Genomic DNA, 18,916 nt, shown 5'->3' with positions numbered 1-18,916 from the left:
GCCGCCCTGCGAGTCTGCTCACACGTTTCCTTCCCCCCTCCGGCACGGTGTTCACTGGAGGGTGCCAGTAGCGCTGATCACACCTGCCGGGCGGTGACGCAGAGGTGACCGATCAGTACATTGACCGCATCTCCCCACCCTCAGGTCCGACGCGCGAAGGGGCTCGTCCATGACTACTTCTGTGATCGTCGCAGGTGCCCGAACCCCGATGGGTCGGCTGCTGGGCTCGCTCAAGGACTTCTCCGGAGCCGAACTCGGCGGCTTCGCGATCAAGGCGGCGCTGGAGCGGGCCGGCATCACCGGCGAGCAGGTCCAGTACGTGATCATGGGCCAGGTGCTGCAGGCCGGCGCCGGCCAGATGCCGGCCCGGCAGGCCGCGGTCAAGGCCGGCATCCCGCTGAGCGTCCCGGCGCTGAGCATCAACAAGGTCTGCCTCTCCGGGCTGGACGCGATCGCGCTGGCCGACCAGCTGATCCGGGCCGGCGAGTTCGACGTCGTGGTGGCCGGCGGCCAGGAGTCGATGACCAACGCCCCGCACCTGCTGCCGAAGTCCCGCGAGGGCTTCAAGTACGGCGCGATCGGCATGCTCGACGCGATGGCGCACGACGGCCTCACCGACGCCTACGAGAACATCCCGATGGGCGAGTCGACCGAGAAGCACAACACCCGCCTCGGCATCACCCGCGAGGTGCAGGACGCCATCGCCGCCGCCTCCCACCAGCGCGCCGCCAAGGCCCAGGCCGACGGCGTGTTCGAAGCCGAGATCGTGCCGGTGCCGATCCCGCAGCGCAAGGGCGAGCCGGTGCTGTTCAGCCAGGACGAGGGCATCCGGGCCGACACCACCGCCGAGGGCCTGGCCCGGCTGCGCCCCGCCTTCACCAAGGACGGCACGATCACGGCCGGCACCTCCTCGCAGATCTCCGACGGCGCCGCCGCCGTCGTGGTGATGAGCAAGGCCAAGGCCGAGGAGCTCGGCCTGAGCTGGCTCGCCGAGATCGGCGCGCACGGCAACGTGGCCGGCCCGGACAACTCGCTGCAGTCGCAGCCGTCCCGCGCGATCCGGCACGCCCTCGGCAAGGAGGGCCTGGAGGTCGGCGACCTCGACCTGATCGAGATCAACGAGGCGTTCGCCGCCGTCGCCCACCAGTCGACGAAGGACCTGGGCGTCAGCGACGAGATCGTCAACGTCAACGGCGGCGCGATCGCGCTCGGCCACCCGATCGGCATGTCCGGCGCCCGCGTGGTGCTGCACCTGGCGCTGGAGCTCCAGCGCCGGGGCGGCGGCACCGGCGCGGCCGCGCTGTGCGGCGGCGGCGGCCAGGGCGACGCGCTGATCGTCAAGGTCCCCGCCCAGGGCTGACCGAACGTCCCCCGACCCCCGCAGGGCCGCCCCGCGCGGCCCTGCGGGGCGTCCGTCTTCCTGCTGCGAGGAGCGATTTCGATGGCCGATGTGGCGACGCTGGTCGAACAGGCCCGGCAGGGCCGTCCCCGGGCGGTGGCCCGGCTGATCACCCTGGTGGAGAACGCCGCGCCCGAGCTGCGCGAGGTGATGGCGGCGCTCGCCCCGTACAGCGGGCGGGCCTACACGGTGGGTCTGACCGGCTCGCCCGGGGTCGGCAAGTCGACCTCCACCTCGGCGCTGGTCAGCGCCTACCGCAGGCTCGGCAGGCGGGTCGGGGTGCTGGCCGTCGACCCGTCCTCGCCGTTCTCCGGCGGCGCGCTGCTCGGCGACCGGGTGCGGATGCAGGAGCACGCCACCGACCCCGAGGTGTTCATCCGCTCGATGGCCACCCGGGGCCACCTCGGCGGCCTGGCCTGGGCCGCCCCGCAGGCGCTGCGGGTGCTGGACGGGGCCGGCTGCGACGTGATCCTGGTGGAGACCGTCGGCGTCGGGCAGTCCGAGGTGGAGATCGCCGCGCAGGCCGACACCTCGGTGGTGCTGCTGGCCCCCGGCATGGGCGACGGCATCCAGGCCGCCAAGGCGGGCATCCTGGAGATCGGCGACGTGTTCGTGGTCAACAAGGCCGACCGGGACGGCGCGGACGCCACCGCCCGGGAGCTCAACCACATGCTCGGCCTGGGCGAGTCCCGGCAGGCCGGCGACTGGCGGCCGCCGATCGTCAAGACCGTCGCCGCCCGCGGCGAGGGCCTGGACGAACTCGTCGAGGCGCTGGAGAAGCACCGGGCCTGGCTGGCCGAGACCGGCGAACTCGCCGCCCGCCGCCGCCGCCGGGCCGCCCAGGAGGTCGAGGCGATCACGCTGGCCGCGCTGCGCGCCCGGATCGGCGACCTGCGCGGCGACCGGCACCTGGACGCGCTGGCCGGCCGGGTCGCCGCGGGCGAACTCGACCCGTACGCGGCGGCGGACCGGCTGGTGGCCGAACTGACCGCGTGAACCCCGGGGCCTAGGCCCTCTCTTTCGGATCTTGTCGGATCAGCGCGCGGCGTTGGGCGCCCGGCTGGGAGTGCCGGCCCGACGCCCTCGTACTGGATGTACTTGGGTGTGGGGCCGGTGCTTCCAGGCGGGATGCCCGGCGTCGGGCGCCCGGCAAGATCCGAACGAGAGGGCCTAGCCCCGGCCGCGGAGCCCGCGCAGGTGCTCGGCGATCGGGGCCAGGGCCGCGTACAGCGCGTCCAGCTGCTCGTCGGTGAGCCGGTCGATGAAGTGCTCGCGGACGCTGCGGACGTGGTCCGGGGCGACCTTGCGCAGCGTCTCCCAGCCCTGCTCGGTCAGGTGCGCGTACAGGCCGCGCCGGTCGCCCGGGCACTCCTGGCGCAGCACCAGGCCGGCCGCCTCCATCCTGGTGATCTGGTGCGAGAGGCGGCTCTTGGACTGCAGGGTGGCGGTGGCCAGGTCGGTCATCCGCATCCGGCGCTCGGGCGACTCGGAGAGGACGACCAGGATCTCGTAGTCGTTGATCGCGAGGTTGTGGGTCTGCAGCTCCCGGCTCAGCTGGTGGTCGAGCAGCTTGCCGACCTCCAGGTGGGCGCGCCAGAACCGCTGCTCGCGGGCGTCGAGCCAGGGCGTGTCCGCCTCCCCGTCCCGGGACGGGGGGACCGCCGGCGCTTCGGTTGCAGGGTTGTCCATGCCACCGAGTATAGCCGAAGTTGTTCAATGTTGTACGAATTCACACGTCCACCCCCGGTCCGGCGCGTCCAATTCCTGGGGCGGAGCCGACCGGTGACGCAGCGTTGGGCATAATCGCGCCCATGACGACGCGGAGCGCGAACTTCCATTCGATAGCCGACGGTGTATACGCGTGGCAGCCGCAGCAACGCGGGTGGGGCCGGGCCAACTGCGGACTGGTCGCCGCGGACGGCGCCGCCCTCTGGATCGACACCCCGTACGACCGCACCCTGGCCGGCGAGTTCCTGGCCCGCACCCGCGCCGTCCTCGCCCCCGGCACCGAGGTGGGCCGGATCGTCGTCACCCACGCCAACGGCGACCACATGTGGGGCGCCGGCGTGCTGCCCGACGCCGAACTGATCACCACCCGCGCGGCGCTGCACCACATCGCCTACGAGCCCACCCCCGCCCAGCAGCAGGCCCTGCTGGAGGGCCTCGACCGGGGCGAGGACACCGGCGCCTACCTGCACGAGCACTTCGGCTGCTTCAACTGGGCCGACACCCCGCCGGTCGTCCCCGACACCGTCTTCACCGGCGAGCTCGAACTGCGCGTCGGCGACATCCCGGTGCAGGTCAGCAGCCTCCCGCCGGCCCACACCAGCGGCGACCTGATCGTCCACCTGCCCACCCGCTCCACCGTCTTCACCGGCGACGTCGTCTTCGGCTCCACCCCCGACCACCCCGGCGACCACCCCGTGCACTGGGCCGGCCCGCTCGACAACGTCATCGACGCCGTCGAGCGGCTGCTCGACACCGGCGCCGAGACCGTCGTCCCCGGCCACGGCCCGCTGCTCACCCGCGCCGACCTGCGCGGCCACGCCGGCTACCTGCGCTACGTCCGCGACCGCGCGCACGCCCTGCACGCCGCCGGCGCCACCGCCGCCGAAGCCGCCCGCGCCGTCCTCGACGAGAACCGCTACCCCGAACTCGGCCTCCCCGAGCGGCTGCTCGTCACCATCGGCACCGAGTTCCGGCACCTCGACGGCACCGAGCCGCCCGCCATGCTGGAAGTCGTCGGCCGGATGGCCCACCTCGCCCGGCAGCGCGCCCGCACCGCCGTCAGCGCGGGCTGAACCCCGTCCCCCTTCCCGTCGCGACGACCCCCGCCGCTTCGACTCCCCCCCGAGGACCCCATGGTCGAGATCGTGCTCGCCCTGCTGGCCGGCGCCGCCCTGACCGCCGGACCCCTGCTGTGGTCCGCCCGGCGCGCCACCCGGGCCGCCCGCGCCGACGCCCGGCGCGCCACCGAGGCCGACCACCGCGCCGAGGGCGCCGAGGTCCGCGCCCGCGCCGCCGAGGAGCGCGCCCGCACCGGCGAGGAGCGCGCCCGCGCCGCCGAAGCCCGGGCGCACTCCGCCGAAGCCCGGCACACCCTCGCCGAGGCCCGGCTGGCCGCCGCGGTCCGCGAGTTCGCCCACCTCGCGCACGAGCGGCTGCCCGCCGCCGCCACCGCCCTCACCCACCCCCGCACGCCCGTCCCCGGCCCGCTCGACACCACCGGCGGCAACGAGGAACTGCACCGCGCCCTGGACGCCGTCCTGGCCGCCGCGCTGCGCGCCGCGCTCGCCGAACGCGAGCGCACCGACGCCGCCGCCCGGGCCGCGCTGCGCGGCTCCGCCTCCAAGATCCAGGCGCTGCTGATCCAGGTCCGCTCGCTGCTGGAGGAGATCCAGCTCTCCGTCGACGACCCCCGGCTGCTCGCCCTCGACTTCCGCAACGAACTCACCCTGCGCCGGGTGCAGTCCCTCGCCGTCCTCTCCGGCGCCTGGCCCGGCATGACCCGCGAGGACTCCCCGCTCGCCGAACTCTGCGTCGGCGCGCAGTCCCGGGTGGCCGGCTACGCCCGGGTCGAGATCACCAACCACCTGCGCGAGCCCCGGCTCGCGGTGGCCGCCCGGGCCGCCGAACCCGTCGCCATCGCGCTCGCCGAGATCCTCGGCAACGCCACCGCCTACTCCCACCCCGAGACCCGGGTCGTCGTCTCCATCGAACAGGGCAGCTCCGGCGCCCTCGTGGTGGTTGACGACATGGGCGTCGGCATGGAACCCGACCAGCTCGAACGGGCCGGCGACCTGCTCGACGGCCAGGCCGAGGTGCTGCTCACCGAACTCGGCGACCCGCCGCAGGCCGGCTTCGCCGTGATCGGCCTGCTCTGCCGCCAGTTCGGCTTCGGCTGCCGGGTCGAACCCTCCCCGTACGGCGGCGTCCGCGCCATCCTGCGCCTGCCCGCCGACCTGCTCACCCTGACCGACCCGGCCGCCCCGCTCTCCGCGCTCGCGCCCCGGCCGATCACCCAGAGCGCGCCGGTCTTCGACGCCGGCGACGCCCTGCCCACCCGCAAGCGCCGCACCCCCCGCGTCCCGCAGCAGGACGCGCCGTCCCCCCTCCCCGCCCCGGCGGGCACCACCACCCCCGACCGGGCCCGCAGCGCCTGGTCGGCGCTCCAGTCCGGCACCGCCGCCGGCCGCAGCGCCGCCGACCGCACCGCGCGCCCCGAAGGACCCGCCGCACCCGAAGGAGTCGAACACCCGTGACCGCCCCGCTCCGCCGCCACACCGAGGACCTCTCCTGGGTCCTGACCCCGCTGCTCGACCTCCCCGGCGTGCAGAACGCCGTCATCGCCACCGGCGACGGCCTGGTCACCGGCCACTCCGCCGACCTCGGCCGGGACGGCGCCGACCGGGTCGCCGCGATGACCGCCTCGCTGCACGCCGCCGCCCGGGCCTTCACCACCGCCTTCACCGGCGAGGAGAAGATCGCGCTCACCCAGACCGTGGTCGAGTCCCAGCACGGCTACGCCGTGGTCACCCCGGCCGGCGAGAACTCCTCGCTGGCCGTCTTCGCCCTCCCCGGCGCCGACCTCGGCACCATCGCCTACCAGATGCAGGTCCAGGTCGCCGCACTCGCGAGGGCGCTGGCCAGCCCGGCCCGGGAGGCGAGCCGCACGTGACCGCCGCCCCCCGCCCGCAGGGCCCGCGCCGCCGGCTGGTGCCGGCCTACCTCGCCACCCACGGCCGCACCGCCGCCGCCGGCACCCACACCCTGGACCGGCTCAGCGTGCTGCACGCCGCCGCCGACCTCCCGGCCGGACTCGGCGGCGAGCACCGCCAGTTATGGGAGCTGGTCCGCCCCGGCGCGCTGACCCTCGCCGAGGCCGCCGCCCACCTCCGGCTGCCCGTCAGCGCGACCACCTTCATCGCCGCCGACCTGGCCGAGCGCGGCGCGCTGGCCGTCCGCGCGCCGATCCCCTCCGCCCAGCCGGTCAACCGGGACCTCGCCGAAAGGCTCCTCAGTGGACTTCGCGCCCTCAAGTAGCACCGCCGTCCTGCCCGGCGACGGCCCCGCCGGCGCCCCGGCCTACCTGCCGCCCACCGACCCGATCCTGATGAAACTCATGGTCACCGGCCCCTTCGGGGTCGGCAAGACCACCTTCGTGCGCACCCTGTCGGAGATCCCGACCCTGCACACCGAGGAGACCATGACCGCGGTCGGCGCCCCGGTCGACGACACCAGCCACACCCCCGGCAAGACCGCCACCACCGTCGCCGTCGACTTCGGCCGGCTCACCCTCTCGGCCGGCGAGTTCGTCCTCTACCTGTTCGGCACCCCCGGCCAGCGCCGCTTCCTGCCGCTCTGGGAGGACCTCGCCCGCGGCGCCCTCGGCGCGCTCATCCTGGTCGACACCCGGCGGCTCGCCGACGCCTTCGACGCGATGGACCTGATCGAGGAGGCCGGCCTGCCCTACACCGTCGCGGTCAACCGCTTCCCCGACACCCCGCCGATCTCGCTCGACGCGATCCGCGCCGCGCTCGACCTCGACCCGGCCACCCCGCTGGTCGAGTGCGACGCCCGCGAACGCGGGGGCTGCGTCGACGCGCTGATCGCCCTCACCGAACACGTCCTGGACCGGCTGCCCCCGGAGAGCGCCCCGTGACCGTCCGCACCGCCCTGTACGGCCCGCAGTTCGCCGCCGACCCGCACGCCCACTACGCCCGGCTGCGCGACCGCGGACCGCTCGCCCCCGTCGAACTCGCCCCCGGCGTCGACGCCTGGCTGGTCACCGACTACCACGTCGCCCTGGAGGTCCTGCGCGACACCGACACCTGGACCCGCGACCCGCGCCGCTGGCAGGCCACCCAGCCCGCCGACTCCCCGATCCTCCCGCTGTTCGGCTGGCGCCCCACCGCGCTGTTCTCCGACGGCCCCGCGCACGCCCGCTACCGCCAGGTCATCACCGACAGCATCGGCATCCTCGAACCCCACCTGCTGCAGCGCGACACCACCGCCGTCGCCGAACAGCTCATCGCCGAGTTCGCCGGCACCGGCCGCGCCGACCTGCTCGCCCAGTACGCCTACCGGCTGCCGCTGCTCATCCTCACCTCCTGGTACGGCGTCCCCGACCCGGACATCGACCGGATCAGCAACGCGATGAACCACTCCTTCGAGACCTCCAGCGGCGCCGCCGCCGCCTACGCCGACCTGGTCGCCGTCGTCACCGCCCAGGTCGCCGACCGCCGCGCCAGCCCCCGGCACGACCTGATCTCCGCGTTCCTCGGCCACCCCGCGCGGCTCGCCGACGACGAGGTCGTCCGGCACATCACCCTCACCCTGATGGCCGGCCACGAACCCACCGCCAACCTGATCGCCAACGCGCTGCTGCGGATGCTCTCCGACGACCGCTACGCCGGCTCGCTGCACAGCGGCGCGATGACCGCGCACGACGCGGTCAACGAGGTGCTGTGGAACGACCCCCCGCTCTCCAACTTCTCCCCGCACTACCCCCGGCGGGAGCTGGTCTTCCACGGCACCCCGCTCACCCCCGAGCAGCCCGTCCTGGTCTCCTACGCCTCCGCCAACGCCCAGGCCGCGCTGACCCCCGCCGAGAGCGAGTCGCTCGGCGGCTCCTACGCCCACCTCGCCTGGGGCGCCGGACCGCACCGCTGCCCGGCCCGCCAACCGGCCGTCCTGATGGCCGTCACCGCCGTCGAGTACCTGATCAGCCGCCTCACCGACCTGCGCCTCGCCGTCCCCACCGCGGACGTCCTCTGGCGCCCGGGCCCGATCCACCGCGCGCTGACCGCCCTCCCGGTCGAGTTCACCGCGCTGTGAGAACGGGCCGGGGGCGGGGAACCGCGTGGTTCCCCGCCCCCGGCCCGTTCCCGGGGCTCAGAGCCCGAAGCGCCGTCCGAGGTCGCCCAGGTTCCCGAGCCCGGTCAGCCCGCCGCCGCCGCCGTGCTGTTGCTGCTGCTGCTGGTGCGGGACGCCCGCGCCGGGGATGCCCGGCTCCGCGCCGATCACGCCGACCGAGCGGTCGGCCATCAGCGTCTCCGAGGACTGCATCAGCACCTGCCCGGCCCCGATGAACTCGAACTGGTGCTCCTCGCCGCTGGCCCCGCCGATCCCGGTCAGGTGCCGCAGGCCGCCGAGGACGCCGTGCAGGTAGCTGTGGTCGTAGTGGTGGCAGGGCGCCGGGCAGTCGGCCCAGCCGACCAGGGCCTGCGGGTCGACCCGGACCGGCGGCTCGACGAAGTGCACCGGCCCGTTGGACGCGGCGACGAACTTGCCGGTGCCGATCAGGGTCAGGAAGCCCGGGATGATCGACTGCTTGAGCTGCAGCGTGGGCTCGAAGGCCAGCAGGTTGCCGGAGCGCACGGTCAGGTTGCCGTCCTCCAGGTCGTACGAGTTGAGGTCGTACGCCCGGTCGGCGAGCAGCAGCCGGCCGCGCCCCTCGGCGACCACCCAGTCGGAGGCGTGCAGCGGCGAGTTGAAGTTCTGCTCCAGCACCCGGTCGAGCGCGCCGCGGCCGATCCCGGAGAAGCGCATCTCGCCGTAGTAGGCGATCATCTTCCCCTTCTGCAGGTAGTACGCGCCGTTCAGGTCCACCGAGAAGCAGTACGGGTTGACGTTGTCGTTGGACGGCAGGCTGCCGGCGTCCCAGACCTGCGGGCCCTGTCCACCCGGCGGCTGGAACACGGGGGCGCCGAACTGCCCGGCGGGCGGGGCCTGGTGGGGCGGCGGCGGGACGTGCATCCCGGCCTGGGTGGCCTGGTACGACTGGTCGTACTGCTGCTGGGAGTAGCCCTGCGGCGGGCCCTGCGGCGGGTACGCCGGGGGCTGCTGGCCGTACGGCTGCTGCTGGCCGTAGGGGTCCTGGCCGTACGGGTTCTGCGGGGGGTAGGACATCAGAGCTTCACCTCGCTGGCCTGCACGTAGACCATGCCGTGCCCGGAGAGTTCGAGTTGGAAGGCCTCGCCGGAGCCGCGTCCCACCATGTCGCGCCAGCCGAGCGCGCTGGAGAGCTTGTTGGTGACCTCGCCGCGGTGCGCGACGTAGGCCTGCGGGTCGACGTGGACGGGCTGGCCGGGGGAGATCGGCAGCTCGATGACGCCGCCGTGGGCCATCACCGCGACCGCGCCCTTGCCGGTCAGCTTGGTGGTGAACAGGCCCTGGCCGGTGACCTGGCCGCGGACCACGCCCATCAGGCCGCCCTGCTGGCCCATGAACATGGTGGACTGCTGCAGGCTGCCCTCGAAGGCGAGCAGCCGGTCGGCCTCCACGTAGAGGGTGTCGCCGACCAGGTCGACCACGTGCACGTGGTGGCCGCCGTGGCCGAACAGCACGGTGCCGTGGCCCTCGACGGTCATCAGCGGGGTGTCCTCGTTGGCGACCCGGCGGCCGATCATCGACACCACGCCGCCCTGCCCGCCCATCAGGTTGGGCTGGAAGGTCACCTCGCCGGTGTAGCCGAGCATCGAGCCCCGCTGGGAGAGCACCCGCTGCCCGGGCAGCAGCTGCGCGGAGACCATCTTGTTGTTGATCCTGGTGAAGGCCATCAGACCTCGCCCCCCAGCGTCATCCGCTCGGAGGGCTGGACGTAGACCAGGCCCTCGCCGGTGAACTCGACCTGCATCGCCTCGCCGCCGCCCTCGCCGATCAGGGTGGTCCAGCCCGCGCCGGACTTCAGCGCCCGGTGCAGGTTGCCGGTGTGCGCGACGTACGCCCCCGGGTCGACCCGCAGCGGCATTCCCTGGGAGACCCGGAGGATCACCGCCGGGCCCTTCGAGGTGACCGCGGCCCACCCCTGGCCCTCCACCTTGGTGGTGAACAGGCCGTTGCCGCTGGCCATCCCGTTCAGCCCGGTGAAGGAGGTGCCGGTCTGCAGCGAGGCTTCGGTGCAGAGCAGGTTGTCGGACTCGACGAACAGGGTCTCCCCGTTCAGCCGGACCAGGTTGATCTCGGTGGCCTTGTCGGCGAAGTAGCAGGTGCCCTGCCCCCTCACCTCCATGACCTCCATGCGCTCGCCGGTGAGCCGGCGGGTGACCATGCCGCGCAGGCCGTCGCCGCCACCGGAGAGCTTCTTGAAGCCCATCTGCCCGGTGTAGGCGACCATCGAGCCGTTGCGTGCCTTGACGGTGTCGCCGGCGAGGTCGACGGCGAGGACCTTTGACCCCTGGAGTCGGAACTGTGCCACGTCCGGGAATCTATCGGCCCCCTCCCCGGGAGGGGAGGGGGCCGGGGCCCGCTGGTACCCGTTCGGTACGAAACCCGTACATCGGACACCGCACCATTCGGGCATAGGCGGACAAAAGGTCAGGCCGGCTGCGGCAGCGCCCCCGCGGCGGACTCGACCTCCAGCAGCGAGGCCGAGTGGCGCTCGGCCTCGAACGCGGCGCGGCCGCCGCGCAGGCCGAACAGGCGCTTGGAGAGCATGATCCAGAGCACCGCGGCGATGTTCAGCAGCAGCGTGCCGATCTTCAGCGCGCTGACGTGCTCGGTCAGCTCGTAGACCTCCAGCGGCAGGAACGCGGCGGTGGCCACCACGGTCAGGTACTCGGCCCAGCGGTGGCCCCACCACAGGCCGACCGCCTCGACGATCTCGACCAGCGCGTACACCACCAGCGCGACGGCCACGTAGACCAGGGTCGAGTGCTTGTACTCGAAGGTCCTGCGGACGGTGTCGACGATCGGCGAGTGCTCCAGGTCGAAGTGGAAGTGCTCGGTGACCGGCTTGAAGACGGTCAGGTTCTCGTCGAAGATCCGGCGCACCGCGTCCTGGCTGTTGGAGAACTTCCACACGCCCCAGGCGACGACGACGATCAGCAGCCCGCGCAGGAACCGCTCGACGGCCAGGAAGCGCAGGATGAACAGGTCGCGCAGGGCCTTGCCGCGCGGCACCAGCGGGGCCTCCTCGGCCGGGCCCGCGCCGTGCGGCTCGCCGAGCGCGAAGTCGCCGCAGCGCAGGCAGCGCCAGGCGGTGCCGACGGCGGTGGCGGTGTGCAGGCGCTCGCGCAGGTCGGGCTCGTCCGGCGCGTAGGTGATGTGCCCGCGCCGGGCGCAGGTGTGGCGGTCCCAGTCCCTCTTCAGCATGCGGTGGTTCCCCCCGTGGTCCGGCGTGCTCCGACGGCCGGAGCGCGCGCAGCACAGCAGGATAGGGGGTCCCCGTCCGGCGGCGCCGTCAGGTCGGTGATAATGGGTCCGGCTTGTGCGTCCGTTCACAAGCCGGGCCGCCCGCCGTGCCCAGCCGTCCGCCGTGCCCCCGTGAGGAAACCCCGTGAAGAGCGTCGCCGCCGTCCACCGCCTACGCCTGGTCTCCGGCCCCGAGGGGCTGTCCTTCATCCTGCTGCTGATCTGCTCGGTGCTGAAGCGCACCACCAGCTTCAACGGCGTGCCGGTGATGGGCACGGTGCACGGCGTGCTGTTCATCCTGTACCTGGTGTTCCTGGCCCAGGCCTACCAGGCCCGCCGCTGGGAGCCGAAGCGCGGGCTGCTGATGTTCGTGCTCTCGGTGGTGCCCACCGGCGGCTTCTTCGCCGAGCGGATGCTCGCCAGGGAGGAACGCGGCGAACTGGACGCCTCCGCGCCGGCGGCCACCGCCTGACCGCTCCCGGAACGTGGTGCGCGGCGGCCGGGCCCCCTCGTGGGGGGCCCGGCCGCCGCGGGCTTTCGTCAGCCGGTCGGCGTCAGTTGACGTTCACCGCGGTCCAGGTGGCCGCGACCGCGTTGTACTCCGCGGAGCCCGAGCCGTACAGGTCCTTCGCCGCGTTCAGGGTCGCCGTGCGGGCGGCCTTGTAGTTGGTGGTGGAGGTCATGTAGACGGTCAGTGCCCGGTACCAGACCTGGGCGGCCTTGGCCCGGCCGATGCCGGTCAGGGACGCGCCGTTGTAGGTGGGCGAGTTGTAGCTGACGCCGTTGACGGTCTTGGCGCCGCTGCCCTCGGCCAGCAGGTAGAAGAAGTGGTTGGCGACGCCCGAGGAGTAGTGGACGTCCTTGTTGCCGACGGTCGAGGACCAGTAGTCGGCGGACGCGCCGTCCTTGGACGGCTTGTCCATGTAGCGCAGCGGCGTGCCGTTGCCGTTGATGTTGATCAGCTCGCCGATCAGGTAGTCCGGGTTGTCCTTCGGCAGGTTGGCGTAGAACTCGACCAGGCTGCCGAAGATGTCGGAGGTGGCCTCGTTCAGGCCGCCGGACTCGCCGGAGTAGTTCAGGCCGGCCGTGTTGGAGGTGACGCCGTGGCTCATCTCGTGGCCGGAGACGTCGAGTTCGGTCAGCGGGTGGGTGTTGCCCGAGCCGTCACCGTAGGTCATGCAGAAGCAGCTGTCGTCCCAGAACGCGTTGACGTAGTTGCTGCCGTAGTGGACCCGGCTGTACGCGCCGACGCCGTCGTTGCGGATGCCGCTGCGGCCGAAGGTGTTCTTGTAGAAGTCCCAGGTCACGGCCGCGCCGTACTGGGCGTCGACGGCCGCGGACTCGCCGTTGGAGGCGGTGCCGTTGCCCCAGGTGTTGGTGGTCTTGGAGTACAGCGTGCCCTTGCCGGAGGTCTTGCCGGCCAGCGTGCTGGTGTACTGGTTGCCGCGGGTGGCGTCCTTCAGCGTGTAGGTGCTGCCGGACAGCGTGGTGGTCAGCGAGACGCTGCCGACGAAGACGCCGTTGCCGGTGCCGGTCGCGTTGGCGGTCTGGACCTCCTCGTGCGAGGAGAGCACCGCGCCGCTGTCGGCGTCGGTGACCAGCCGCTGGCGGCTCGGGGTGCCGTCCGCCCGGACGCCCTCCACGGTGGTGCGGTACGCCAGCCGCGGCGCGCCGTCGGCGGCCCAGATCACCAGCTGGGCGTCGCCGCTGGCGCCGGAGACCGAGGTCAGGGCGGCCTCGTCGGCGTCCTTCGAGAGGCCGACGGTGGCCTGCACCGCGCCGGTCGCCTTGGCGGCGGCCTGCCCGGCGGTGAGCTTCGGGCTCAGCGAGGCGGGGGCCAGGCTGCCGGGGACGGCCTTGTCGCTGGACTTCACCTTGCCGTTGGCGGCCTGGTGCACGACCAGGTCGCCGCCGAGCACGGGCAGCCCGTTGTAGGTGCGCTCGTAGCGGAAGTGGCGGGTGCCGTCGGCGTCGACGACGGCGTCCTTGACGACCAGCTTCTCCTGCGCGCCCAGGCCGAGGGCCTTGGCGGCGGCCGGTGCCTGGGCGGCGGCCAGTGCGAGCTGGTCGGCCCGGCCGAGGGAGGCCGGGTTCGGGGCGGCGTACGCCATTCCGGCGCTCACCTGGATCGCGCCGGCCAGCAGGGCCGAGGCAGAGAGAACGGCGCCGACAGCGAGCTTTCGCTTCACGTACGGGTTCCTTCCGGATCAACCGCGTGTGTGCGGTCGCACCTCGCTCCGGGGCACCGGGGTCAGTGCCTGCTGGGGCGGAACGGGTGCTGACGTGCAGCTCCGTGCGGTCAGGCGACAGTCGCCGGTGGGGTGGGGCCGGCGGTGTCGAACGGGGCTGGCCAGAAGCATGACGACGCCGCGAATGCCGGAACAGCCGTTCGGCAACGATTGGCAAACTCTCGCCAACGGCCGGTCGTCGGGAGTTCCGGGAAACCGGATGTTTCGCCGCGAACCATGCCGTGCGGACTGGGCGAAGGCCCAACTTCGGGGAAATCACTGAATATTGCCGGAATATGCACGGTAAAGAGCCGTCAGCGGGCCGGTCTCGTCTGTTTGGCGTGATCCCGCCAAGAAGGGCGGCTTGTCCATCATCGTGGACACCTGCTACCCCCGTCCGCCCCCGCGGGTACGGTGGGGGCGTGCCCAAGCCCCTCGCCCTCGACTTCGACCCGATCGCCCGCGCCGACGAGCTCTGGGAGCGCCGCTGGGGCAAGGTCCCCTCGATGGCGGCGATCACCTCGGTGATGCGCGCCCACCAGATCCTGCTCGCCCGGGTCGACGCGGTGGTCAAGCCCTACGGCCTCACCTTCGCCCGCTACGAGGCCCTGGTGCTGCTCACCTTCAGCCGCTCCGGCGAACTCGCGCTCTCCAAGATCGGCGAGCGCCTGATGGTCCACCCCACCAGCGTCACCAACACCGTCGACCGGCTGGAGAACGCCGGCCTGGTCACCCGCCGCCCCAACCCGCTCGACGGCCGGGGCGTCCTCGCCGCCATCACCGAGCGCGGCCGCCAGGTCGTCGAGCAGGCCACCCGGGAGCTCGTCTCGATCGAGTTCGGCATGGACGGCTACGACGCCGACGCCTGCCACGAGGTCTTCGAACTGCTCCGCCCGCTGCGGGTCGCCGCCGGCGACTTCACCCCGGCCGCCGACGAGGGGCCGGGCCGGGAGCCGGCGTAGGGGCGGTTACCCTCGTACGAGCGGTGCGTCCGAGGTGGGCGCCACCGGCCCGAGCGAGGCGAGGAACGAGAAGATGAAGGCGACCCCCCTGCTGGGCTGGTACCGGGCCCTGGCGATCGCGACCGGTGTCGCGCTGCTGGTGTTCTGCGGGTTCATCATCGCCAAGTACGGCTTCGACGCGGGCGCCGACGCCACCACGTACGTCGCGATGGTGCACGGCTACCTCTACGTCGGCTACTTCGTGGTGACCTTCCTGCTCGGCCAGAAGCTCAGGTGGCCGCTCGGCCGGATGGTGGCCTTCCTGGCCGCCGGCTGCGTCCCGTTCGCCTCCTTCGTCGCCGAGCGCAAGGTCGTCGCCGAGGCGAAGGCCAAGCTCGTCCCCGCCCAGGCCGCCCGCGAGACCGCCGGCGTCTGAGCGGCCCCTTCCCGTCCGTCCGCGACGCCCCTTCCCCGCCCGCCGGGGGAGGGGCGTCCGGCGTTCCCCCGGCCGGTCCGGAGCCGTTCGGCGGGGCGGGCGTCGACAGGTACTAGGACGTCCGAGTAAATTGCTAGGACATCCAAGTAGTTCTGCCGCCCCCACGAGGAGCGGCCGCACGGAGCGGGAGTCGGAACCGATGGACGCCGAGCAGATCGAGGCAGGCCGGCAGCGCTGGCAGCAGCGGTACGACAAGGCGCGCAAGCGCGACGCGGACTTCACCACGCTGAGCGGCGAGGACGTCGACCCCGTGTACGGGCCGCCGCCCGGGCAGGACGTCGAGGGCTTCGAGCGGATCGGCTGGCCCGGTGAGTACCCCTACACCCGGGGCCTGCACCCCACCGGCTACCGCGGCCGCGCCTGGACCATCCGCCAGTTCGCCGGCTTCGGCAACGCCGAGCAGACCAACGAGCGCTACCGGATGATCCTGGAGGCCGGCGGCGGCGGCCTCTCGGTCGCCTTCGACATGCCCACCCTGATGGGCTACGACTCCGACGACGCCCGCGCGCTCGGCGAGGTCGGCCACTGCGGCGTCGCGATCGACTCCGCCGCCGACATGGAGGTGCTCTTCCGCGGCATCCCGCTCGGCGAGGTCACCACCTCGATGACCATCAGCGGCCCGGCCGTCCCGATCTTCTGCATGTACCTGGTCGCCGCCGAGCGCCAGGGCGTCGACCCGGGCGTGCTCAACGGCACCCTGCAGACCGACATCTTCAAGGAGTACATCGCGCAGAAGGAGTGGCTCTTCGCCCCCGAGCCGCACCTGCGCCTGATCGGCGACCTGATGGAGCACTGCGCCCGCGGCATCCCCGCCTACAAGCCGCTCTCGGTCTCCGGCTACCACATCCGCGAGGCCGGGGCCACGGCCGCCCAGGAGCTCGCCTACACCCTGGCCGACGGCCTCGCCTACGTCGAGCTCGGGCTCTCCCGCGGCCTGGACGTCGACGTGTTCGCCCCCGGCCTGTCCTTCTTCTTCGACGCCCACCTCGACTTCTTCGAGGAGATCGCCAAGTTCCGCGCCGCCCGCCGGATCTGGGCCCGCTGGATGCGCGACCACTTCGGCGCGAAGACCGAGAAGGCGCAGTGGCTGCGCTTCCACACCCAGACCGCGGGCGTCTCGCTGACCGCCCAGCAGCCGTACAACAACGTGGTCCGCACCGCCGTCGAGGCGCTCTCCGCCGTCCTCGGCGGCACCAACTCGCTGCACACCAACGCCCTCGACGAGACGCTCGCCCTCCCCAGCGAGCAGGCCGCCGAGATCGCCCTGCGCACCCAGCAGGTGATCATGGAGGAGACCGGCGTCACCAACGTCGCCGACCCGCTCGGCGGCTCCTGGTACGTCGAGGCGCTCACCGACCGGATCGAGGCCCAGGTCGAGGAGATCTTCCAGCGGATCCTGGACAAGGGCGGCGCCGAGCACCCGATCGGCCCGATGACCGCCGGCATCCTGCGCGGCATCGAGGAGGGCTGGTTCACCGGCGAGATCGCCGAAGCCGCCTTCCGCTACCAGCAGGGCGTCGAGAAGGGCGACAAGCGGGTCGTCGGCGTCAACTGCCACCCCCGCAGCGTCACCCCCGAACTGGAGATCCTCCGGGTCAGCCACGAGGTCGAGCGCGAGCAGGTCCGCGTCCTGCGCGCGCGCAAGGAGCAGCGCGACGAGGCCGCCGTCCGGGCCGGCCTGGACGCCATGCTCGCCGCCGCCCGCGAGGGCACCAACATGATCGAGCCGATGCTCGACGCCGTCCGCGCCGAGGCCACCCTCGGCGAGATCTGCCACGCCCTGCGCGACGAGTGGGGCACCTACCAGGAGAACGCCACCTTCTGATCCCCACCGCCGCCCCCGCGGACGGGCCCGCCCGGCACCGGGCCCGTTCCCCCCTGGCACAGTGGGGTCGTCGGATGACCCCGGACGGAGGGAAGTGGCGGATGAGTGGGGGAGCGCGGCTCGCCGAGCGGTTCGAGGCGCACCGGCCCAGGCTGCGCGCGGTCGCGTACCGGATGCTGGGCTCGCTGGGCGAGGCCGACGACGTGGTGCAGGAGACCTGGCTGCGGCTGGACCGGCACGCCGAGGAGGTGGAGAACCTGGGCGGCTGGCTGACCACGGTCGCCTCCCGGGTCTGCCTGAACGAGCTGCGCGGCCGGGAGCGGCGGCGCGAGGAAGAGCTGGACACCTCGGTGCCGGACCCGGTGCTGGCCGCGCCGGAGCGGGACGACCCGGCGGCGCAGGCGCTGCTGGGCGACCGGGTGGGCCTGGCGCTGCAGGTGGTGCTGGGGACGCTCGGCCCGGCCGAGCGGCTCGCCTTCGTGCTGCACGACCTGTTCGCCGTCCCGCTGGAGGACATCGCGCCGCTGCTGGACCGGTCCCCGGCGGCGGTGCGGCAGCTGGCGAGCCGGGCCCGCCGGCGGGTCAGGGAGCGGGCGCCGGAGCCGGACCGGGACCCGGGGGCGCAGCGGGCCGCGGTGGAGGCGTTCCTGGCGGCGGCCCGCGAGGGCGACTTCGACGGCCTGGTCGCGGTGCTCGCCCCGGACGCGGTGCTGCGGGCGGACGGCGGCGCCGCGCTGGCCGAGCTCAGCAAGGTGATCCGCGGCGGCACGGTGATCGCGTCCTCGGCGCTCGGCTTCCGGCAGCTGGCGCCGTACGCCCGCCCGGTGCTGGTGAACGGCACCTACGGCACGCTGACGGTGGTGGACGGCGAGCCGCGGTCGGTGATGTCGTTCACCGTGGTGGACGGCCTGATCGCCGGCATCGACGTGCTGAGCGACCCGGTGCGGCTGGCGGCGCTGATACCCGCGGCGCCCGCGGCCTGAGCGGGCCGCTCAGCGCTCCAGGCCCGGGAAGGGCCCGAGCAGCAGCGTGGTGAAGCGGCGGATCCAGTCCGCGGTGACGGGTTCGCCGCTCACCAGCAGCCGGTGCTCGACGGTGCCGGCGATGGTGTCGAAGATGATGCCGATCTCCTCGGCGGCCGCCGCCGGGTCCCGGTCCGGGCCCATCTCGCCGCGGGCCTGGGCGTTGGCCCGGCCGAGCTCGACCAGCACCTTCTGCGGCTGGACGATCCGCTCCCGGATCCGCCGGCGCAGCTGCGGGTCGCGTGAGCCCTCGGCGAACAGGGCGAGCAGCGCGGCCTGGGTCTCCGGCAGGGTGAGCAGTTCGGCGAAGCGAGCGACCACGGCCTCGATGTCGGCCTGCAGGCTGCCCAGGTCGGCGCACTCCAGCTGGTCGAAGAGGCTGGCGATGGCGTCGACGACGAGTTCGCTCTTGGACGGCCAGCGCCGGTAGAGGGTGGTCTTGGCGACGCCGGCCCGCTGGGCGACGTCGCCCATGGTCAGGCCGCCCCAGCCGAGTTCGGCGAGCGCCTCGCGGGTGGCGTCGAGGATGGCCTGGTCGGCGGCGGCACTGCGGGGCCGGCCCTTGCCGCGGACGAGCGGGGGTTCCGCGGCCGGGGGGTCCGCGGCCGGGGCGCCCGCGGCCGGCGGGTCCGGGTGCTCGGCGGGCTGCCGGGTGGTGGGGGCCACCGCGCCTCCTGGCTTGTTTACTCAGAAGTAACTTGGGGGTCCCACGGTAGCGACCCGCCGCCCCGCCCGGCACCCGCCCGGCACCGGAAAGTGGGGCAGCTCACGCTCCGGGAGGGGGCGGGGGGCTTGCGGGGGGAGCCCGGGGGGCAGATACGCTACGACCAGTAGCGAAAGAGCGACGACCAGACGCGCCCCGCCCCCTGGG

20 protein-coding genes are annotated in these 18,916 nt (G+C 73.3%); 13 read left to right on the top strand and 7 right to left on the bottom strand.

Annotated features, from left to right (window positions below):
• Positions 1–169 precede the first annotated feature (169 nt).
• Together ACZ3J7_RS32145 and meaB are read left to right on the top strand one after the other, a co-directional pair.
• Positions 170–1,360 (top strand): acetyl-CoA C-acetyltransferase, encoded by a 1,191-nt coding sequence (locus ACZ3J7_RS32145; RefSeq protein ID WP_465626912.1) that lies wholly within the window; start codon positions 170–172, stop codon positions 1,358–1,360.
• Between the two features lie 81 nt (positions 1,361–1,441).
• Positions 1,442–2,395, top strand: a complete 954-nt coding sequence (gene meaB, locus ACZ3J7_RS32140; protein WP_465626911.1) for a methylmalonyl Co-A mutase-associated GTPase MeaB — start codon at positions 1,442–1,444, stop codon at positions 2,393–2,395.
• A 174-nt stretch (positions 2,396–2,569) separates the two neighbouring features.
• On the opposite strand, the gene ACZ3J7_RS32135 is transcribed toward meaB, so the two are convergent.
• Positions 2,570–3,088: a MarR family winged helix-turn-helix transcriptional regulator gene (locus tag ACZ3J7_RS32135; RefSeq protein WP_465626910.1), complete on the bottom strand. Its 519-nt coding sequence runs from the start codon at positions 3,086–3,088 to the stop codon at positions 2,570–2,572.
• Positions 3,089–3,210: 122 nt separating this feature from the next.
• Here ACZ3J7_RS32135 and ACZ3J7_RS32130 point away from each other — a divergent pair, with 122 nt between their 5' ends.
• The 6 genes from ACZ3J7_RS32130 (at position 3,211) to ACZ3J7_RS32105 (ending at position 8,236) form a co-directional block, all read left to right on the top strand.
• Positions 3,211–4,200: an MBL fold metallo-hydrolase gene (locus ACZ3J7_RS32130; RefSeq protein WP_465626909.1), complete on the top strand. Its 990-nt coding sequence runs from the start codon at positions 3,211–3,213 to the stop codon at positions 4,198–4,200.
• A gap of 60 nt (positions 4,201–4,260) precedes the next feature.
• Entirely contained in the window at positions 4,261–5,661 is a 1,401-nt protein-coding gene (locus ACZ3J7_RS32125) for an ATP-binding protein (RefSeq protein WP_465626908.1), read from the top strand.
• Positions 5,658–6,077: a roadblock/LC7 domain-containing protein gene (locus tag ACZ3J7_RS32120; RefSeq protein WP_465626907.1), complete on the top strand. Its 420-nt coding sequence runs from the start codon at positions 5,658–5,660 to the stop codon at positions 6,075–6,077. The genes ACZ3J7_RS32125 and ACZ3J7_RS32120 overlap by 4 nt, the downstream gene beginning before the upstream one ends.
• Positions 6,074–6,442: a DUF742 domain-containing protein gene (locus ACZ3J7_RS32115; protein ID WP_465626906.1), complete on the top strand. Its 369-nt coding sequence runs from the start codon at positions 6,074–6,076 to the stop codon at positions 6,440–6,442. Before ACZ3J7_RS32120 ends, ACZ3J7_RS32115 begins: the two co-directional genes overlap by 4 nt.
• A 70-nt stretch (positions 6,443–6,512) precedes the next feature.
• Positions 6,513–7,061, top strand: a complete 549-nt coding sequence (locus ACZ3J7_RS32110) for a GTP-binding protein (protein WP_465626951.1) — start codon at positions 6,513–6,515, stop codon at positions 7,059–7,061.
• Positions 7,058–8,236: a cytochrome P450 family protein gene (locus ACZ3J7_RS32105; protein ID WP_465626905.1), complete on the top strand. Its 1,179-nt coding sequence runs from the start codon at positions 7,058–7,060 to the stop codon at positions 8,234–8,236. The genes ACZ3J7_RS32110 and ACZ3J7_RS32105 overlap by 4 nt, the downstream gene beginning before the upstream one ends.
• 57 nt (positions 8,237–8,293) lie before the next feature.
• On the opposite strand, the gene ACZ3J7_RS32100 is transcribed toward ACZ3J7_RS32105, so the two are convergent.
• The 4 genes from ACZ3J7_RS32100 to ACZ3J7_RS32085 form a co-directional block, all read right to left on the bottom strand.
• Complete coding sequence (locus tag ACZ3J7_RS32100) at positions 8,294–9,100, bottom strand: AIM24 family protein (RefSeq protein WP_465626950.1); 807 nt, start codon at positions 9,098–9,100, stop codon at positions 8,294–8,296.
• A 209-nt stretch (positions 9,101–9,309) separates the two neighbouring features.
• Positions 9,310–9,960 (bottom strand): AIM24 family protein, encoded by a 651-nt coding sequence (locus ACZ3J7_RS32095; protein WP_465626904.1) that lies wholly within the window; start codon positions 9,958–9,960, stop codon positions 9,310–9,312.
• Positions 9,960–10,598, bottom strand: a complete 639-nt coding sequence (locus ACZ3J7_RS32090) for an AIM24 family protein (RefSeq protein WP_465626903.1) — start codon at positions 10,596–10,598, stop codon at positions 9,960–9,962. Before ACZ3J7_RS32090 ends, ACZ3J7_RS32095 begins: the two co-directional genes overlap by 1 nt.
• A 119-nt stretch (positions 10,599–10,717) precedes the next feature.
• Positions 10,718–11,491, bottom strand: a complete 774-nt coding sequence (locus tag ACZ3J7_RS32085) for a DUF2127 domain-containing protein (protein ID WP_465626949.1) — start codon at positions 11,489–11,491, stop codon at positions 10,718–10,720.
• A gap of 187 nt (positions 11,492–11,678) precedes the next feature.
• On the opposite strand from ACZ3J7_RS32085, the gene ACZ3J7_RS32080 reads away from it, so the two are divergent.
• Positions 11,679–12,005 carry a DUF3817 domain-containing protein gene (locus ACZ3J7_RS32080; RefSeq protein ID WP_465626902.1) on the top strand — a complete coding sequence of 109 codons (327 nt, stop codon included), beginning with the start codon at positions 11,679–11,681 and terminating at the stop codon, positions 12,003–12,005.
• Between the two features lie 82 nt (positions 12,006–12,087).
• On the opposite strand, the gene ACZ3J7_RS32075 is transcribed toward ACZ3J7_RS32080, so the two are convergent.
• The gene (locus ACZ3J7_RS32075) at positions 12,088–13,722 is read right to left on the bottom strand and encodes a M4 family metallopeptidase (protein ID WP_465626901.1); all 1,635 of its coding nucleotides are present in this window, start codon (positions 13,720–13,722) and stop codon (positions 12,088–12,090) included.
• A 461-nt stretch (positions 13,723–14,183) separates the two neighbouring features.
• On the opposite strand from ACZ3J7_RS32075, the gene ACZ3J7_RS32070 reads away from it, so the two are divergent.
• The 4 genes from ACZ3J7_RS32070 to ACZ3J7_RS32055 all read left to right on the top strand — a co-directional run bounded on the left by ACZ3J7_RS32070 (position 14,184) and on the right by ACZ3J7_RS32055 (position 18,006).
• Positions 14,184–14,723 carry a MarR family winged helix-turn-helix transcriptional regulator gene (locus tag ACZ3J7_RS32070; RefSeq protein WP_465626900.1) on the top strand — a complete coding sequence of 180 codons (540 nt, stop codon included), beginning with the start codon at positions 14,184–14,186 and terminating at the stop codon, positions 14,721–14,723.
• Positions 14,724–14,796: 73 nt separating this feature from the next.
• Positions 14,797–15,138: a DUF3817 domain-containing protein gene (locus ACZ3J7_RS32065; RefSeq protein ID WP_465626899.1), complete on the top strand. Its 342-nt coding sequence runs from the start codon at positions 14,797–14,799 to the stop codon at positions 15,136–15,138.
• Positions 15,139–15,337: 199 nt separating this feature from the next.
• Entirely contained in the window at positions 15,338–17,023 is a 1,686-nt protein-coding gene (locus ACZ3J7_RS32060; RefSeq protein WP_465626898.1) for an acyl-CoA mutase large subunit family protein, read from the top strand.
• A gap of 101 nt (positions 17,024–17,124) precedes the next feature.
• A complete protein-coding gene (locus tag ACZ3J7_RS32055) occupies positions 17,125–18,006 on the top strand; it encodes a sigma-70 family RNA polymerase sigma factor (protein ID WP_465626897.1) in 882 nt (293 codons plus the stop codon).
• A 9-nt stretch (positions 18,007–18,015) separates the two neighbouring features.
• Here ACZ3J7_RS32055 and ACZ3J7_RS32050 read toward each other — a convergent pair whose 3' ends face one another.
• Entirely contained in the window at positions 18,016–18,711 is a 696-nt protein-coding gene (locus ACZ3J7_RS32050; protein ID WP_465626896.1) for a TetR/AcrR family transcriptional regulator, read from the bottom strand.
• Positions 18,712–18,916: the final 205 nt, after the last annotated feature.

The sequence above is a fragment of the Kitasatospora sp. NPDC015121 genome, assembly GCF_055562955.1.
Note: the sequence above shows the minus strand (reverse complement) of the source record. Positions and strands in the feature narration are given on the sequence as shown.

What these genes read in the sequence shown, in the direction of transcription:
- meaB (WP_465626911.1), top strand. Translation starts at nt 1,442, where the DNA reads ATGGCCGATGTGGCGACGCTGGTCGAACAGGCCCGGCAGGGCCGTCCC.
- ACZ3J7_RS32055 (WP_465626897.1), top strand. Translation starts at nt 17,125, where the DNA reads ATGAGTGGGGGAGCGCGGCTCGCCGAGCGGTTCGAGGCGCACCGGCCC.
- ACZ3J7_RS32125 (WP_465626908.1), top strand. Translation starts at nt 4,261, where the DNA reads ATGGTCGAGATCGTGCTCGCCCTGCTGGCCGGCGCCGCCCTGACCGCC.
- ACZ3J7_RS32135 (WP_465626910.1), bottom strand. Translation starts at nt 3,088, where the DNA reads ATGGACAACCCTGCAACCGAAGCGCCGGCGGTCCCCCCGTCCCGGGAC.
- ACZ3J7_RS32110 (WP_465626951.1), top strand. Translation starts at nt 6,513, where the DNA reads ATGAAACTCATGGTCACCGGCCCCTTCGGGGTCGGCAAGACCACCTTC.
- ACZ3J7_RS32130 (WP_465626909.1), top strand. Translation starts at nt 3,211, where the DNA reads ATGACGACGCGGAGCGCGAACTTCCATTCGATAGCCGACGGTGTATAC.
- ACZ3J7_RS32060 (WP_465626898.1), top strand. Translation starts at nt 15,338, where the DNA reads ATGGACGCCGAGCAGATCGAGGCAGGCCGGCAGCGCTGGCAGCAGCGG.
- ACZ3J7_RS32095 (WP_465626904.1), bottom strand. Translation starts at nt 9,960, where the DNA reads ATGGCCTTCACCAGGATCAACAACAAGATGGTCTCCGCGCAGCTGCTG.
- ACZ3J7_RS32145 (WP_465626912.1), top strand. Translation starts at nt 170, where the DNA reads ATGACTACTTCTGTGATCGTCGCAGGTGCCCGAACCCCGATGGGTCGG.
- ACZ3J7_RS32065 (WP_465626899.1), top strand. Translation starts at nt 14,797, where the DNA reads ATGAAGGCGACCCCCCTGCTGGGCTGGTACCGGGCCCTGGCGATCGCG.